Origin of the sequence: Agrobacterium sp. NPDC089420, from assembly GCF_044900305.1 — a bacterium.
In the GTDB taxonomy this organism is placed as follows: Bacteria; Pseudomonadota; Alphaproteobacteria; order Rhizobiales; family Rhizobiaceae; genus Agrobacterium.
In genome coordinates this window covers 1-15,516 of record NZ_JBJDMY010000027.1, presented here as the reverse complement: position 1 = coordinate 15,516, position 15,516 = coordinate 1, and the positions used below count along the sequence as shown (strand labels likewise).

15 protein-coding genes and 2 pseudogenes are annotated in these 15,516 nt (G+C 55.1%); 8 read left to right on the top strand and 9 right to left on the bottom strand.

The features are described 5' to 3' along the window. Positions 1 to 10: 10 nt before the first annotated feature. Together ACI2KA_RS24870 and ACI2KA_RS24865 are read right to left on the bottom strand one after the other, a co-directional pair. On the bottom strand, positions 11 to 292 hold the full coding sequence (locus ACI2KA_RS24870; RefSeq protein WP_404505123.1) for a YiaA/YiaB family inner membrane protein: 282 nt from the start codon (positions 290 to 292) through the stop codon (positions 11 to 13). A gap of 35 nt (positions 293 to 327) precedes the next feature. Continuing rightward, the gene (locus tag ACI2KA_RS24865; RefSeq protein ID WP_404505122.1) at positions 328 to 1,011 is read right to left on the bottom strand and encodes a PspA/IM30 family protein; all 684 of its coding nucleotides are present in this window, start codon (positions 1,009 to 1,011) and stop codon (positions 328 to 330) included. A gap of 109 nt (positions 1,012 to 1,120) precedes the next feature. Here ACI2KA_RS24865 and ACI2KA_RS24860 point away from each other — a divergent pair, with 109 nt between their 5' ends. Beyond that, complete coding sequence (locus tag ACI2KA_RS24860) at positions 1,121 to 1,729, top strand: TetR/AcrR family transcriptional regulator (RefSeq protein WP_404505121.1); 609 nt, start codon at positions 1,121 to 1,123, stop codon at positions 1,727 to 1,729. 85 nt (positions 1,730 to 1,814) lie between these two features. Here the strand turns inward: ACI2KA_RS24860 and ACI2KA_RS24855 are convergent, their stop codons facing one another. Next, on the bottom strand, positions 1,815 to 2,768 hold the full coding sequence (locus ACI2KA_RS24855; protein ID WP_404505120.1) for a hypothetical protein: 954 nt from the start codon (positions 2,766 to 2,768) through the stop codon (positions 1,815 to 1,817). A gap of 546 nt (positions 2,769 to 3,314) precedes the next feature. Between ACI2KA_RS24855 and ACI2KA_RS24850 the strand changes: the two genes are divergently transcribed. After that, positions 3,315 to 3,707, top strand: a complete 393-nt coding sequence (locus tag ACI2KA_RS24850; protein ID WP_404505119.1) for a hypothetical protein — start codon at positions 3,315 to 3,317, stop codon at positions 3,705 to 3,707. 54 nt (positions 3,708 to 3,761) lie between these two features. Here ACI2KA_RS24850 and ACI2KA_RS24845 read toward each other — a convergent pair whose 3' ends face one another. From ACI2KA_RS24845 to ACI2KA_RS24820, 6 genes are all read right to left on the bottom strand, one after another. Beyond that, positions 3,762 to 5,426 (bottom strand): hypothetical protein, encoded by a 1,665-nt coding sequence (locus tag ACI2KA_RS24845; protein WP_404505118.1) that lies wholly within the window; start codon positions 5,424 to 5,426, stop codon positions 3,762 to 3,764. Positions 5,427 to 5,693: 267 nt separating this feature from the next. Further along, positions 5,694 to 6,089 carry a hypothetical protein gene (locus tag ACI2KA_RS24840; RefSeq protein WP_404505117.1) on the bottom strand — a complete coding sequence of 132 codons (396 nt, stop codon included), beginning with the start codon at positions 6,087 to 6,089 and terminating at the stop codon, positions 5,694 to 5,696. 483 nt (positions 6,090 to 6,572) lie between these two features. Further along, positions 6,573 to 8,093, bottom strand: a complete 1,521-nt coding sequence (locus ACI2KA_RS24835; protein ID WP_404505116.1) for a B12-binding domain-containing radical SAM protein — start codon at positions 8,091 to 8,093, stop codon at positions 6,573 to 6,575. Then, positions 8,093 to 8,968 carry a hypothetical protein gene (locus ACI2KA_RS24830; RefSeq protein WP_404505115.1) on the bottom strand — a complete coding sequence of 292 codons (876 nt, stop codon included), beginning with the start codon at positions 8,966 to 8,968 and terminating at the stop codon, positions 8,093 to 8,095. Before ACI2KA_RS24830 ends, ACI2KA_RS24835 begins: the two co-directional genes overlap by 1 nt. Then, positions 8,958 to 9,398: a hypothetical protein gene (locus tag ACI2KA_RS24825; protein WP_404505114.1), complete on the bottom strand. Its 441-nt coding sequence runs from the start codon at positions 9,396 to 9,398 to the stop codon at positions 8,958 to 8,960. The genes ACI2KA_RS24830 and ACI2KA_RS24825 overlap by 11 nt, the downstream gene beginning before the upstream one ends. An 80-nt stretch (positions 9,399 to 9,478) precedes the next feature. Continuing rightward, positions 9,479 to 10,408 carry a prohibitin family protein gene (locus ACI2KA_RS24820; protein WP_404505140.1) on the bottom strand — a complete coding sequence of 310 codons (930 nt, stop codon included), beginning with the start codon at positions 10,406 to 10,408 and terminating at the stop codon, positions 9,479 to 9,481. Positions 10,409 to 10,603: 195 nt separating this feature from the next. Between ACI2KA_RS24820 and ACI2KA_RS24815 the strand changes: the two genes are divergently transcribed. The 6 genes and pseudogenes from ACI2KA_RS24815 to ACI2KA_RS24790 all read left to right on the top strand — a co-directional run. Continuing rightward, positions 10,604 to 11,170: a hypothetical protein gene (locus ACI2KA_RS24815; protein WP_404505113.1), complete on the top strand. Its 567-nt coding sequence runs from the start codon at positions 10,604 to 10,606 to the stop codon at positions 11,168 to 11,170. Continuing rightward, the gene (locus ACI2KA_RS24810) at positions 11,167 to 11,595 is read left to right on the top strand and encodes a hypothetical protein (protein ID WP_404505112.1); all 429 of its coding nucleotides are present in this window, start codon (positions 11,167 to 11,169) and stop codon (positions 11,593 to 11,595) included. Before ACI2KA_RS24815 ends, ACI2KA_RS24810 begins: the two co-directional genes overlap by 4 nt. A 192-nt stretch (positions 11,596 to 11,787) precedes the next feature. After that, positions 11,788 to 11,985: a hypothetical protein gene (locus tag ACI2KA_RS24805; RefSeq protein ID WP_404505142.1), complete on the top strand. Its 198-nt coding sequence runs from the start codon at positions 11,788 to 11,790 to the stop codon at positions 11,983 to 11,985. A 358-nt stretch (positions 11,986 to 12,343) separates the two neighbouring features. Further along, a complete protein-coding gene (locus ACI2KA_RS24800; protein WP_404505111.1) occupies positions 12,344 to 13,738 on the top strand; it encodes a TonB family protein in 1,395 nt (464 codons plus the stop codon). Between the two features lie 76 nt (positions 13,739 to 13,814). Continuing rightward, a pseudogene (locus tag ACI2KA_RS24795) lies at positions 13,815 to 14,574 on the top strand (IS5 family transposase); the annotation flags it as partial. 135 nt (positions 14,575 to 14,709) lie between these two features. Next, positions 14,710 to 14,982, top strand: a pseudogene (locus ACI2KA_RS24790) (transposase); the annotation flags it as partial. Between the last annotated feature and the right edge of the window lie 534 nt (positions 14,983 to 15,516).

The following is a 15,516-nucleotide window of genomic DNA, read 5'->3' as shown; positions in this document are numbered from 1 at the left end:
TTAATGAGGTTTAATCCTCGCTGTCGCGATTGAACTTAACGAGCAGCTTCTCAGTCTTGGCGTCCTCGATCTTACGGATCAGCTTTTCCGACTCCGCGTTATCGCGCAAAGTCTTGGTCATATTCACCGTAGTCTGCACCAGCATGATGATGCCCATGGCGAGATATCCCTTGCCCCACAGATCGAGCGGCATCATCCACAGGCCGAGCGCCAGCATGAAAGCTGCTGCACCGAAAGAGATGTAGGAAAAGCTGACCCAGCTCGACGAATGTTTCTGAAAACTGTCGTTCATGATTTTGATCCTTTGTGAGATTTGTAAAATGCGTTTCAGGCGGCGGCATCGAGGCGGGCGCGCAGGCGCGCCAACACGTCATCGGCGGAAGAGCGCAGCGGCGCGCCACATCCAGCTTCTGCCAGCCGTTCGACTAGCCCGACGGGCGCCGGATCCTCCATCTGCTTGAGGACGGCGGAAACCGTCTCGGTCTGTTTCTGGCGATCGCGCAGGCGTTCGAGCGTGCGCTCGGCATCATCCAGCGTGGCGAGGCTGACGCCTGCCGAAGTGTGATTGATTTTCTGGGCTGCGTCGGTAGCACGCGCCACACGTTCGCCGCGCTGCAATTCCTTCAGACGACCTTCCGCCGAGCGGACTGTTGCCTTGAGGTTGGCAATGGCGTTGGCAAACTGGGCCTGCGCCTGTTCGGAAGCCGTCCGTTCCGCTTCGAGGAAGGCTATGGCGTCGGCGGCTTCTCGGGCCAGGCCGTCATTTCCCTTCGAAAGTGCGGTCAGCGTGCGTTCCTCTAGATCAACGATCCGAGAAAGGACCGCAGCGTGCTGGCTGCGCTCCTTTTCGTTCTGGGCGATGGCCACGGCCAGTGCGTGCTGGGCGGACTGGATGGCCTTGGCCGCTTCTCGGATCTGCTGGGCCAGTAGCGGCATGGCATAACGATCGGCGACGGCTTGCTCCGCATCGTGAGTTCTGCCGCGCAAAAGTGTTGCAATCAGGTTGAACATTTAACGTCTCCCGTGTATGAACATTGTTCATGAATGAATGTCTCGCACAAAAATGAACGGCGTTCAATAATTATTTTGAACATCGTTCAATTTTCTTGGAAAAACGGAAATGGGCCGACGGGAAGAAAAACGCGAGGACCTGAAAGCAAAGTTGCTGGCGGCGGCTCGCGATAGCATCGAGCGCGACGGCTTGGCAAACTTACGCGCCCGCGATGTGACGCGGGATGCCGGCTGCGCGCTTGGCGGTCTCTACAGCGCCTATATGGATCTCAATGATCTGATCATCCACGTCAATTCACTGACGCTCAAGGCGCTCGAGCAATCACTGGCGCTGGCGGAAGTGAAGGATAGGTCGCCGACCGACCGGCTGCGCAATCTGGCGCAGGGTTACCTGAAATTTGCGATCACCAATCGCAATCTCTGGAAAGCCCTGTTTGAACATTCGCCGCCGGAAGGCACACCCTCGCCGCAATGGCATCTGGATGAGCACCTGTTCCTGTTGAGCATCATCGCCCAACCATTGGCGGAACTGCAGCCGGAGATGAGTGCGGAAGACCGCGCCGTACGAGCCCGAACGCTGTTCGGCGCCGTCCACGGCATTATCAGTATCACGCTCGAAGCGCGTTTTGTCGGCTTGCCGCTGGAGCGGTTGGAAGATGAGCTCGATGAAATCGTCGTCATGATCGCCGCGGGCGCTGCGGCCCAACGGGAAAAATGAGGCGAAAAAGGCTGTCTGGTTCACATACCGACCCGATCTGCTTGCAGCGTGAGTAAACCGCCTGGAGGAACTCAAGAGTCTTTCCTCAGTCGGCCAGAAGTTTCACGACAGCCGGGTTGTAGCGGGAATAAATGCTGCCGCAGAATGTGTAGGACAGGGCCAGATCCGGCATGCCTGCTGCCCTTATTGCCAGTTCGCCATCTATCCTGCCGACCTCCAGATAGCGCTCGGCGGCGACCATTCCGTCGAGCCGCAGGTAAAGAAGAACCTGCGTCGGTGCGGATCGTTCTTTTTCCGGCAAGCGCATCGGGAAGTCCGGAACCTGCACTTCCGCCGTGCGCCAGACATCCGGATCATCGAACGTCTGCCAGCGCAGGGTCAGCGGTTGGTTCAGATCGACGAAGGCAGCACGGGCGGATGTCGGAATGTCGCGGCATGCAGCGGGAAGGGGCAGAATTTCACGAGCGGCATAGTCGCCCTGGTCCAGCGTCTGACCGTTGAGTTCCAGTCGCGCCGTTTGCGAAGGCAGATAATTGTAAAGGCCGAAGAGCACGAGACCGTGCATATTCCTTTGCTGGGAGGGCATTTCCTGCGTCATCGAAAATCGTCTCACGGCAGGGGTGACATCGACATGATCGTCATAATGGAAATACAGGTGGACTATCGCATCCGCCTCGTTACCTCCATGCGTATCCAGAAACGCTCTCAGATCGGGATAGGGAAAGCGGTGCAGCGGCAAGGGATCATGGGCAGGCGGCGCATCGGGATAGGGGATTTTCCTGTAACGATAGTTATCGATGCCGTCCTTGAGATGAGCGCCGGCGTTAGGCAATGTATGCCCCTCAACGGAGGCTGGAGTCGCATAGCTTGTCAGCTTGACGGACATATCCGGACAATCGGCTGACAACAACGGACCGCTTTCATAACTGCCCGAATCCGGCCCCAGATTGTGCCCGCTCAGATTGACATGGATTTCTGAGATTGAAGGGTGGGCGATTTCGAAACGATCCTGCTCGGCCTGCTTTATCGCTTCGCCCACGGGAACGATCAGGATGGCTAGCAGCGTCGGCAGAATGAGAAAGGCAGAAGGGCGTGAACATGGCCCCGCAACTGGCCACGGCTGCGGATCATGTATGTGGCCCAGACAACCACCAACAGAAGCGCGAGTGGGCATCCGATATAGATCGCAGCGAGAATGAGGCCTATGGCGCCACAGTCAAGATTGCCGGCCGTTACCGCAACAAGACCCAGGAATGCCAGAAACCCCGCGAGGAGCAGGGAAATGACGATGCCTGGAAGGTAGTTATCAGATGTTTTCATTCACACGTACACAACAGCCGTGGTCCAGCGGATTTTAAAGGATTTTTCTCTTCGCAAGGCTCTCGTCTGGCGGACGCCACCCTCAAAGCGTCCTCTTCGCGAACCCGGGCCTGATAGCGGATCCTCACGAAGCCGGCAGGGATGATGTCATCGTGTTTGCGGCCGCCAAAACATCCGCATATAGAAAATTGTCGGCTTACGCTTTGCGGCTCGAAGCAGGCTCCTTTATTCATTGAAAGCTACGCTTGGAGGAATGGTGTAAAAGATGGCTTTGAAATATCTGGCGCTAATCGGCTGCATCGGCTTGATCGCTACCGGTTGGTGGGCTTTGGACATCAAGGTGCTCTTCCTTTTATCCGCGCTCATCACAATCCCGGCCTTTGTTTCTGTTTTCGTCCAATCGGTCGAGGGCGGAGAGACAACGGCCCGTGAAAGCCGATTCCCCGGCGTGGTGGGCGCAGTAACTGTCGGTATTATATTGCTCCTGACTGCGGCCTATATGTGGCTTTCACCGCAGATCACTTCCGGACAAGGGGCACAGGACAGATACGAAAACCCAGGGGCCGATGCTTATCGAGCAGTGGGCAATGCCGAACGTGAGGCCCAGCGGGCTGCTGAGGACGCTGAAGCTGCCTTGAAAAAGGCTGTGCAGGACTAACCGTTCGAGGGATGCCAGCCCAGAGGGGGCTCAGCGTATGCGTTTCCTGAGGACTTATTTCTGCAGGGAGGCCCCGGCTGGCGGCGCCGTTTTCCATCTGCCGTCTTCGAAAACGACAGACGTTCTCCTATAATAAAGCCGGCTCCGGTTTTCGTGAGCGATGAACATGCGTGAGTGGTCAGACGGTGGCAGGGCGGTTTGCGGGCCATCGGAGCCTTCCGGCGATTTACCGGATATCGTGATATCTTCCATGTCCGAAACTTCATGCGAAGGAACAGTCCGGCGTTCCATGACATGAACCAGATACAGGTGGGTATCGTCGAACCCCTGAAACTCCGGAAAGAAGAACGTTTCTTCCACCCACGCAAGCGTGCCTGTTTCGCTGTCCAGAATGGCGATACGGTGAGGAGCGGCGGGAGGATCGGCAAAAGCGACGAGCGCAATATAACGGCCGTCTCGGGAAATCCGGTGATCCAGCAGCCATTCACCTTCGAGCAGGTTTCCCCGGAACTCGCATTGATAGACATGGCGGTGAATATCTTCGTCGATACGGCGGAAACGCCAGACGAGTTTATGCCAGTTCTTCAACGGCGCGCTTTCTACCCGTTCGTCTTCGTTGCCAGAGCTTTCAAGGGGAATGATTTGGCGAATAACGGGCTTTTCGAACAGGCGCCCGTCAATCTCCAGCCGATAGCCGGTATAGCTGCTGAGTTCCCCGACACTTTCTTCGCCAAGATGCGGCTGCAGCAATTCCCACTCCACCGTCAGATAACGGGCATCGAGATCGATGGGTTTGGATCGCTGGCCGTAGGGAATGTTTGCGCCCAGATCCTGTCGCTGCTGTAACTGCTTCCACCCTTTTTGATCATCCCAGAGCCACCAGCTATTTTCGCCACCGCCTTTCGGCTTTGCCACGCATACGAAGGCGCGACTGTCGTTTCTCCATACGATGACGGGAAACCCCATTGGCGTGATGAGGCCACTTTCTTCTTCCCGGATGACGATTTCCGCTCGCGGGTTCTGGAGTGGATCGAGCGGGTCTTCGAGCGCTCTCAGGCTTGTGGGGAGATGCAGCCTCCAACTAGTGGCTGGTCCTTCGCTGCCCTGTGGACGTGGAAAATCCTTTTCATGTCGCTTGCGAATATGCTCCCAGTGCTTTTCCGGGATTTTCAGATCGGCGACGTCGATCATTTTTTCGTGCGTAGAATGCTCGATCAGGTCGTCGATCGTCGCCGACCAGCTCTGGTTGGAAACGAGCGGGCTTTCACGCCCGGAGATTGTCATATCGCCGACCAGATCGATTTCCCAGAATTTGCTGTCCACATCGCAGGTATGGAGGATGTGCCTGCGTCGGTCGTAGATCAACAAGGGCCATTCCCTGCGCGATGGCGAGGGGGTGACGAAATAACGTCCGTTCGGCGAGAAGCCGGTGGAGGCGCCACCATGAAGAATGATGCTTCCGTCCGGCAAAAGGTAATCGCAGATCACAGGGCCGCCCATGACGAACTCGCCGCAGGCAAGAATCCGAACCGTCTCGCCTTCCGGTGTCGTGGGTGCCCCACCGCTCCAGGCACTCGGCCCGGTGAAGGGAACAGGATCGACTGCCGTCACACGTGGTCCGTCAGGACCCTTCCTGATCGTGAGACCCGCCAGCTTCTTCCATCCCTCATGCACCACCAACAAGCAAAGGAAGCTGGCGACGCCGGCAAGGATTCCCATGACGGTGCCCGGCACGTTTTCGGCGACAAGGCCGCTGACGCCGAAACAGCCACCCAGCATCCAGATGAAGGTCTGATCGACAGCACCGTTTATCCGGTTCTCGATCCATTCGGCCAGATGCGTGAGCAGCCAGTAGAGGACAATAAGGGCCGGGGGCAAATAGACCGGAACGACGAAAGGCAGGACGAATAGCGACAGATTGAACAGGAGTTTGACGAGAACAATGAAGAACGATTCTTCCTTGGAAGATTGATTGTCGGTCATGGATCAGGCCATTATCCATGTCGTTAGTGGAGAGATGCTCAGCATGATTGCCAGCATCGCAACCCGGCTTTCGTAGGTTCTGAGTGCGTAGATCCCGAAGGCGAGTCCGGGAACCGCAGGAATCCAAGCAAAGATGATATAAGGCCATGTGCCTTGGTACATGATCAGCCACCACCAGAACCAGGCAGTCAAAAGACCAAAAGCTAATGCCGCGATGCTTGAGAAGGTCCATTCCGGCTTATGCTTCATATTCAGTTCCACGGTAGCAGATAAAGCATGGGAAACAGGCAGAAACCCGTAAAGACAACCGCCGCCACCCTCTTTTTTCGGCTTCGTGTCAGGCTGAAGGCTGCAGCCAACGCCGCAATGGCTGCCAGAAGCGCGACAGGCCAGTACCATGATAAAAGTATGATATAGAGATCGAAAAGCGAAAGACTGGGAAACAATGCCGGCGTCCGTTAGACATAACTGTTACGATTCATAGGTGGAAATTGTAGTCGAATATGTCCGGTTCAGAAATCGCAAAACGCCATGCTGATCGTTTTCTGCGTCTTGCGCATATTGTCCCGATGGACAGGCGTTGAAGGTTCGCGACGCCGCACGTGTTGCGGAGTGCACGCGCGACGGTGGCTCGATCCAACTCAGCTTAAGGATGATGCTTCCTTGCGATGTCAGGGGAGCCGCACCTCTTCATTCCGTGGTGCGGATGGAGGAACTCCAGCGGGACACGCGAGGAATTTCGCTGCATCGCCTGAAAGGTGGCAGGGTGTCGAGATTCTCGGCGTCATGCCGAGTGCAGATTTCGATGAAGCGAAGCGGCTCGGCGGACAGCTCGGCTGCCATCCGCGAAGTTCTTTTCCGATAGCAAATTCCATCGGCAATTCAGGCTTTTTCAGCCGTTACCTCTGACTGGCAGCAGTCTGAACGGACTTCTTTGCCAAACCATTGCTCCAGCGTCATTTGCGAATGGTTGTCGGGCGGGCTTTGCAGAAACTCGGCGACTTCGGCGCACCAGACCCGGAAACTGTTGCGGAAACACCATCGAAGGTCATCCCGAACCTCTTTGTCGGGATGCGCGAAGAGGCGGAAAATTACCCGTGGACGGGCATGTACCACCAATTCCATCAGCTTGACGAGCCAGAAAACCGATCGGGACGAAAGATACCGCGATGAAAGAAGCTGATGACGGTAATCCCAGCTGGACGGATTACGTTGGATGACCTTGCGGTGGTGGTTTTCAGCGGCCCAGTCCGACCATCTGTGCGGCGTCACATACATGGCATTGACCAGATCGGGGTCGTAGACGGCGATCTGGCGGATAGCGCGCATGTAATCGCGCGGGCGCTCCTCCTCAAAGCCGACGATATGACCGAGCATTGACAGAATTCCATGCTGACGCAAGAGTCTGACCGCTTGCTGATCTTCCCGGGTTGTCGATCCCTTGCGGATTGCCGCCAGTGTTGAAGGATCGGTTGTTTCGATGCCCATCAGAATGCAGGCCATTCCGGCGCGACGCATCAGGGCAAGCAAATCGGCGTCGCGAACGATATCGGTCGCGCGGATGGTGGCGAACAGGCGAACGGGCACGTTTTGCTCGACAAGGGCTTCCAGAAATTCGCGCCACAGGCGCTTGGACGATGTGGGGTTTTCATCGGCAAGCGTCACGAAGCCGATGCCATGCGTGCGCTGCAGCCAGCCGATTTCCGCTGCGACAGATCTTGGGGAGCGATACCGCCATTTGCTCCAGAACTGATACTGGCCGCAATAGCTGCACACATGCGGACAGCCGCGAGAGAACTGAATGATCGCGGCCCTGCCGCGCCCAAAACACTGATAAAGGTCCCAGTTTTCGATGAGTTCCCAGCCGATGCGCCATTCATCAAGAGCGCGGATCAATGCGGCCGGCGGGTTCTCATGGATCGTGACGGCACTGTCTCCTGCGCGTTGGCACCAGGTGATGCCGTTGACCTTCGACAGGGGCGTGTTTTCGGCGATGGCGCGGACCAACGCGAGGGTGACGGCCTCGCCTTCGCCGCGCACAACGATGTCGACATAGGGTGCGGTTTCCAGAGTATCGGCCGCGTGATAGGTCGGATAAACACCGCCATAGATCGTCACGGCCTTCGGCGTGGCGCGCCTGGCGGTTCGCAATGTGTCGAGACAGGCGATATGCGCCGGTGTCGAACCGGCATGTCCGGTCATCACGATGTCTGGCCCGAAGGCCAGGATTTCCCGCTCGATTTCGCTCTGCGACAGGTGATGGCGTTCGCCATCCAGCAGTTTCACGACATGACCGGCATCGATGAGCGGACCACCGATGCAAAGAAGACCGAAAGGTATCTGGTGCCCGGCGCCTTTTGAGGAGAGCGAGATATAGGGCGGATTGATCAGCAGAATGCGCATCAGGGTTCCTGAATCGCTTCAATGGTCGCCTGTAGCACAACATCCGTCAGGCTGATTTCGCCAAGGGCCAAAGGTTCCAGATTCTGGGGCTTATTGAACTGGAATAGAATTTTCCAGAGTCCCGAAGGCCGCGGCATTTGCGAAATGAAACGCTGAAGTTCTGTTCTGGTCTTCCGGGAAGCAACCTGCGAAGGCAACGACGCTATGGAACCGGACAGTTGGCTTTTCCAGGCTTCCATCGCCGTTTGCTTCGCTTCTTCTTCGCCCATCCATCGTAGGACAGAAGGCACAACCAGGTCTTTGAGCAGCCGGTCATTTTCGACTTCCAGCGCAAGATTCGCGATCCATATTTTTTTCGTGTCCAGCCATTGATCGATCTGAAGCGCCGGCTGGAAGCCGGTGTAAATATCCGTCGAGAAAGAAATCCTGTCGCGCGGACCGGAGGAGATTTCAGCCTTCTCGACGTGAAGCCAGCGCAAATCCCCATGCCAGGAAAAATCGAGCCGAAAATCGATGGGGGCCTTCTGCGTCCACGCAGGATAACGGTTGCCTGACGAATGGTTTTCAGGAAGAGCAAGGCCGGTGACGTCTATCTTGCCGTAAAAGGAAAATGTGCCAGTCTCGTGCCCGCGCGAAATTTCGATGTCGATTCCATTGAAAGACCAGAGGCCGGATTGCGCACCGTTATCGAACTCTCCGGCCTGCACGGTGCAGCCATCTTCTTTGTATTCAATCGATAAGCGATCCTGCCCCGGAAACCGGTTTATGATCTGATCACACAGCATGCGGGATTCCGTCGTGGCCGCCTGCGCGTTCGGAAGGCTTGAGAGAGCTATGAACGAAAAGGAATAAAAGAACCTGCCATTAGACTTCATCGGGACTTTTCCCGAACAGTTCGCCGAAAGGCCTGCCTTGGCGCCTGTGATCGCGCCAGAGCCGGATCATCAACCAGGCAAGGAAGGCAAGCCCGGAAATCCATAATGCCCACGGAAATATGAAGTGCCCGCAAATCAGCACTACAAAGAACCAGAGGATGAGGCGGATGAAGGTGGTGAGACGGCGCAGGACCAGCCACCATATGGGCGACAGAAACAATATTGCAACGGGCGCGAAGGCGAACACGGCCGCGTAACCGCATGCGCCTTCAAAGCAGGAACCGAAGAAATCCGGAATTATGACCGGGATGACCACGATCAGAACCATCGCCGAAATGAATGACAGGACAACGGCCAGCAGCAGGCGTTCGACCTGCTGTGCGATTGGTGCCTTCGGTGATCCGTTAGCTTGACGCGTTTCTTTTCGCATGTTTCCGATTCTCACGCGCAATCCCTACGGATCAAGCCTGTCTCAATGTCCTTGTCGGCTTGTCTTGATCGCGAACGGCCTTATTCGGTGTAATCACTGGATTGTTCGGTTTGGCGACCTTTGCCCAGATCGATCATTGGCAACGCACCGTTCGGCAGCATGGTCGTCGGCAGTTTACCGTCCCATTTCTCCGCCTGGGTGAGCGAAACGAGGCCCGGATTGTCCCGCAAGGCGTCGCCGCGTGCCTTGATGGCCTGTGCCTCGGCGTCGCCGCGAAGACGGATGGCTTCGGAGTCCGCCTGTGCCTGAAGCCTGACGGCGTCTGCCTGCGCCTGTGCATCGGCGCGGCGGGCATCCGCATCTGCATTGGCGCGTGTTACCGTGATCTCAGCCTGCACCTTTTCGCGTTCGGCATTCTGCCGCAGCTTCTGGACTTCTACTTCCGCCAGCATGCGCTGCTCGATGCTCGCTTCATAGGCGTCGGAAAAGTCGATGTTCTCGATCTGAACGCTGTCGATGATCACCGGTCCGCGGACACTGTCCTGAATAGCCTGTGCAACTTCCTGATTGAGGCGTCCGCGCTCCTGGATAGCTGTGACGGCAGCGAAACGACCGAAGACAGTTTTGCTTTCCTCAAAGACCTTGCGTTCTACAAGCCGTCCCAGAAGTCCGTCTTCGGAGCCATATTGTTCATAGACCGATGCGACCTGATCGACCGGAATGCGGTAATTGACCGAAAGCTTGACGACCGCCGGCTGCTGGTCGCGGCTATAGGCTTCCATATGCTCATAAACTTTGGACTTCGACTGCACGGAAATGCGAACGATGGAGTCGATAAGAGGAAGCTTGAACCCCAGTCCCGGTTCAGCCGTGCCAGCTATCGCGCCGTAACGGAGAATGACGCCGCGTTCACCCTGATCGATTGTGTACCATGATCCGAACACAACACTTAAGACAGCAATTGCAATGAAACCGAACAAAACGGATGGAACGATGGATACCAATCGCATTCGAAGAATCCTGATTGTTTTCAATAATCCCGCAATAAAATGACTCGCGAAAAAATGCAAACTCGATGAAAATAATCAGGAATTTATTGGCAAACCTCAGCTTGAGGGGACGACAGTAGACTACATTGTGATGTAAAGGCCGGGCAGCAGATGATATTTTCTGGTTTTGGGCTACACGTCTTATCGCGAGTTTGAATGAGTGAACTGAGTACGATCAGAAGCCAGCATTCCCGGACGCGAAATATCTTTTTCCGCGTCCTTTTTGTCGTAGAGCTCCTTCTTCTGGCTGCTCCAGTGGCGATTGTTTTTCTACAAGGGATGATACTGGCGACGTTCACCCTCATCAAGGCCTTGTCGTTTGTTGACATGCTGCTCGTCTTTGAGACGCGTGATGATTCCGCTGACGCGCTTTTGGAGTTTGCCAGAGAACTCATGGTAAGCGCCTGTTTTTTCGCGGCTCTTTTCCCAATATTAGGTGTGTTTCAGGTAGGCTGGTATTACCTCAAGAAAGGGGACCTGCGATCTCATAAGATGGTCGCTTCCTTGTTTCGTATCATCTATACGGGAATCATTCCCATCGGCATCCTAAGTGTTTACATTCTGATGATCCGAGAGGCGGCACAGCCGTTCAGGACTGTCTGGGCATGGCGATTGTCAACAACCGGATTGCCGCTGGTGATACCTGTTGTGCATTTATGGCTGGTTTATCGTTACGCTCACATCAACGGCGAAGGCTTGCGGTCAGATGAGGGCGAGTCATGACGAAACGCAGCGCCCGGCGAAAGCGCTACAAAGAAACGAGTGTTGAAGACAGGCCAGTATCAAGCTTTCCCGTCTGGCTTGACGTTCGAGAGCGTGAAACTCGTTCCCTGTCCGCGCTTGAAAAACAGGCCAGACCACCCTTTAACAACGTACGTCTTAGTAAACCCGTTTATGCCCTGACGGCTACGGTGTCGGCAATGATGGCGGTATATTCTACGATCGGCCTGCTATCGGCCCTCGTTACCGGAACGATGTCGGAGTATTCACGCTACAGCGCCTTTACCAAGGTAACTTTCACCTTGCGCGAAAGCCCGTTCCTGTTCGTCACACTGATCTGCGTGAACCTCGCGGTTCTTTACATTCTTGTCCGTCTTGCGATCGAGTGTTTCCATGCGCTTTTCTCTTCGAGAACGAACGAACAATAGGATCGTGTCGGAAGAAAAGTATCAGATCGTCTGAAGAATGGAGAGAACGCGGGTGCGCGATGACGGTACCGCCAGCACGCGCGACTTTCCCGCCTATATCGGAACACTGGTCTGGACGCGTGAGGCGAACCGGCGCGGGCGGATTGCGGCTGTCGAAGAAAGGCTCCGGCCAATCCACGACGGAAAAACGATATGGTGCAGGCTATCCACAAAATCACGCGCATTACCGGGCGCGACATTCCGTTCAATAAGCTCGTTATGAGCCCGCAGAACGTTCGTAGTGAAAGCGGGAAATGCGGCGATATCCGGGCCATCTGGCGCTCGCTCAGCAAAAACAAATCACCCATCACGGCCTCCTTCTCGGAAGCCGTGAATCACATCTCAAGTTAAATTAATAGGTCCTGAGCCTAGACGCACCAGCCTGGGCCGCATAACTTAAACGAATCTGTATCGGGCCGTCGACAAGTTCGGCAACATGATCGATTCAAACGTGATTTGTTGATCAAGCGAATGCAATCCGGCCTGAAGTGCGCAAAGTCCAAAGGCAGGTCCATGGCCTGCCGTCAACGCTACCAAAGAACACAAGCAAGACATGTACAATGATCTCGCAAGCGGAATGAGCGTTTCGGTGATCGCTAGGAGATTCTCGACCGGCGGGCAGACTGTACTGCGAGCTCGAAACCAGGGCCTACGAACCGTTTCAGTAAACAGGTATCGCTGCGGTTGACGAAGGAAGGAATAATCGCCGATGAAGATATCGAGCGTCATGACATTGATATTATTGGTTTTCCCATCCATGGTCGCTGCCCAAAACTCACAGCCTCGGCCAACCAACAAACAGGAATGGTTAGAGGTTGTCAAAACGCAGATGATGGCAAACCTCGTTGTGCCGGATATTCCGGGCATCGGCGGTAACTTTACGGTTAAAGTCGAAATTACCGTTGAAAGGGACGGAACGATCAGTGGTTCAAAGGTGCTGGAAACGTCCGGCGTGGAAGCCATAGACAAAACCGCGCTCCGGATGGTCGCTCGAACGTCACCGGTCTCGCCGCTGACTGCGGATATGGGGGACGATGCCCTAACGGTAGCTCTGCCCGTCAATATGACACTCATCGCCCCTCCCGAAGTCGCTCATGATCCTGAAACCGGCCTCACCTTCTCTATTTCGCATCCAATGAAGCTGGCTGGAAAACTCGATGATCCCGGCACGGAGACGGTCAAATACAGGATAATCAGCACGGATGAAAAGGAATTGCCCACAGCTCCCCGGTCTCCTTTGTGCGATATCGGATTTAAGAAGAATGCTCCTAACGATCCGATGGATGGTTGGTCGCAGGAGCGGCTTAATGATGAGAGCATCCTTAATGGAACGGTAAAGAGCTACAAAACGGCGATCGAAAGAAGCGGCAAAGATATCGATGATATTCAGATTATTGATATGCACGGAGCTAAAGGTATTGAGGCTGTCCTCGTTCCGACCTCAGGTCCCGATTATCGAAATGTGCGTCTATATGGGGCATTTGCCGATACGCCGACCGGTCGCATCACTATTTCCTGTCCCACAATGCGCACAGCGATGCCGCATGCGAGACAGGTGTTTCGCAGGTTTGCAGAAAGCGCCTATATCTCCAGTGATGATGCTCACGCCGATGGCGAGAAAAAAGTGCAGACTTTAGAAGAGTCATTGCGGCAGTCCGGGGCGCCCAAGGATAGCGGCTCGGGACAGGATGCACAAACGTCCGCAAACTTCTTACCGGAGTTCAAAGCGAACGGGACAACGATACATGTGTTGTCCCTTTACAAGGAACTCCCCGACGGTACGCCTGTAATTGCTATGGCATTTTGCGGGGTAGGAGCAACAGAAGGCAGGTTCGCTCTCGGTGTGGATTTCGGCCAAGGGATGGTCTGGAAAAGACCAGAAAAGGTGCGTGTCGCTTTTGGAGCGTACGAGCGAAGCCAAATGATGCAGGTTATGCGTGAATATCTCGGCTTTGAAGGCAATGAAGCCAAGACCGCGATAGCGCAACTCGTGCGATCGGGGGGGCAACTAACCTTCTCCGGACCACGCAGCATGTCAGTTTCGTTCGACCTCGATCGGGCGGTAACAGAGATGGCGAAGTTGAGGCAGTATTGCAAACTCTAAGAGCCTGCCCGAAAAAGAGTTGAGTGAAATCAGTCATTTGTGATTCTGTTTGTTTGCTTAGGACGAACGGAGACCGCAATGGGGATTGATCTCGCCTTGCCTACCTGGGCCAAGGCGTTTGGGCAGGCCACGGAGGACCGATCTTCGCGAGGTTGTGAATGCGCTGCTTTATGTTGCTTCGACGGGTTGTCAGTGGCGAATGCTGCCAAAGGGCTTTCCACCGTTTACGACAGTTCAAGCCTATTTCTACGAATGGCGGGCAATGGGTTTATGGGGCCGGATCAACCATCGTCTTGTGATGGAGACGCGCGAGATGGAAGGTCGGCGAGCCTCGCCGTCCGCTGGCGTGATCGACAGTCAGAGCGTGAAAACTACAGAAAACGGCGGGATTTCGGGCTATGACGCCGACAAGAAGCTCAAGGGGCGCAAGCGCCACATCATTGTCGACACGCTGGGGCTGATGGTCGGCCTGATAGTTGCATGGCGCGGACATTTAGGACCGTGATGGGGCATTCGGTCTCCTGAAATCGATCCGCCACTGCTGGCCCTGGCTCCGACATGTCTTCGCCGATGGCGGCTATGCTTGCGACAAGCTGAAGGGGAGATTGGCAAAGTTCGGCCAGTGGACGATTGAAATCGTCAAGCGTTCCGACAAGGCCAAGAGCTTCAAGGTCCTGCCGCGCCGCTGGGTGGTGGACCGGACCTTCGCCTGGCTCGGTCGTTGTCGTAGACTAGCCAAGGATTGGAAGAAAACAATCGCCTCCGCCGAGGCATGGATCACAATCGCCCACATCCGCATTCTCACACGGCGGCTCGCAAAATACAGATATTGCTGAGGTCTTTTTGAGTCAGCCTCTAAGAGTTTCCCGGTAAAATTCCTCGCTGAGAAGGGACGATAGACGATGAAGATATCGTATTTTCGAATGTCCAGAATATTTGTTTGGAAGCTTGACAACGAGATTGTTCGTGCTGAGGTTGTGGCCATGGATACCCTCCTAGATCGTAAGACAGTCGGTGCGCGCGACGCAATTGAACGCGCTGGCATTACGTTCATATCCCTTCCGCCTTATAGTCCCGGCTTCAACCCCATCGAGAACGCATTCTCGAAACTGAAGGCCATGCTGCGCAGCCGGGCTGAGAGGAAAGTCGATGCCCTGTGGGACGCAGTCGGCGTTTTGATACCCCGCTTCACTCCTGCAGAATGCGCCAACTACTTCAGGGCTGCAGGATGTGGCTCGGATTGAACAGGATCTGCTCTAGCTGTCATTATACACATGATGCTCAAAACCGGCGAGCTCTTCAATCAGACTGAGGTGTGATATCATGGCATTGAATAACGCTGAAAATGAGCGCTTTCAGCGCCCTGTAAACAGGACGCGAGCCGAGCCATTCCGTTGAGGGAACTGTATCGCTCTGTCTCAGATGAATGCATCGCCGACATTGAATGCTCATCCCGCGATGTTGCATCATGCCGCAACTGATGGCGACCGCAAAGTCAGCCTTGCACCATACAGTGCTGCTTCGACGAAAATATCCTCGACGCCCAGCTGTGACTAGACAACCCCATCACCCCAATACATTTCATCTAAAAATTGAGACGTCTTGATCACAAAGCGGTGAAGGCGGTACTCGTCGGTATATTTACCACTTTTTAGATAGCTTCGCGCAAGCCCTGCGTTTCAACTTCTCCCTGAAAGATGACCACGAGGGTTTTTGAATGAGTATTTTCGGCACTATGCGGACCGGTGTATCCGGCATGAATGCACAGGCGAACAAGC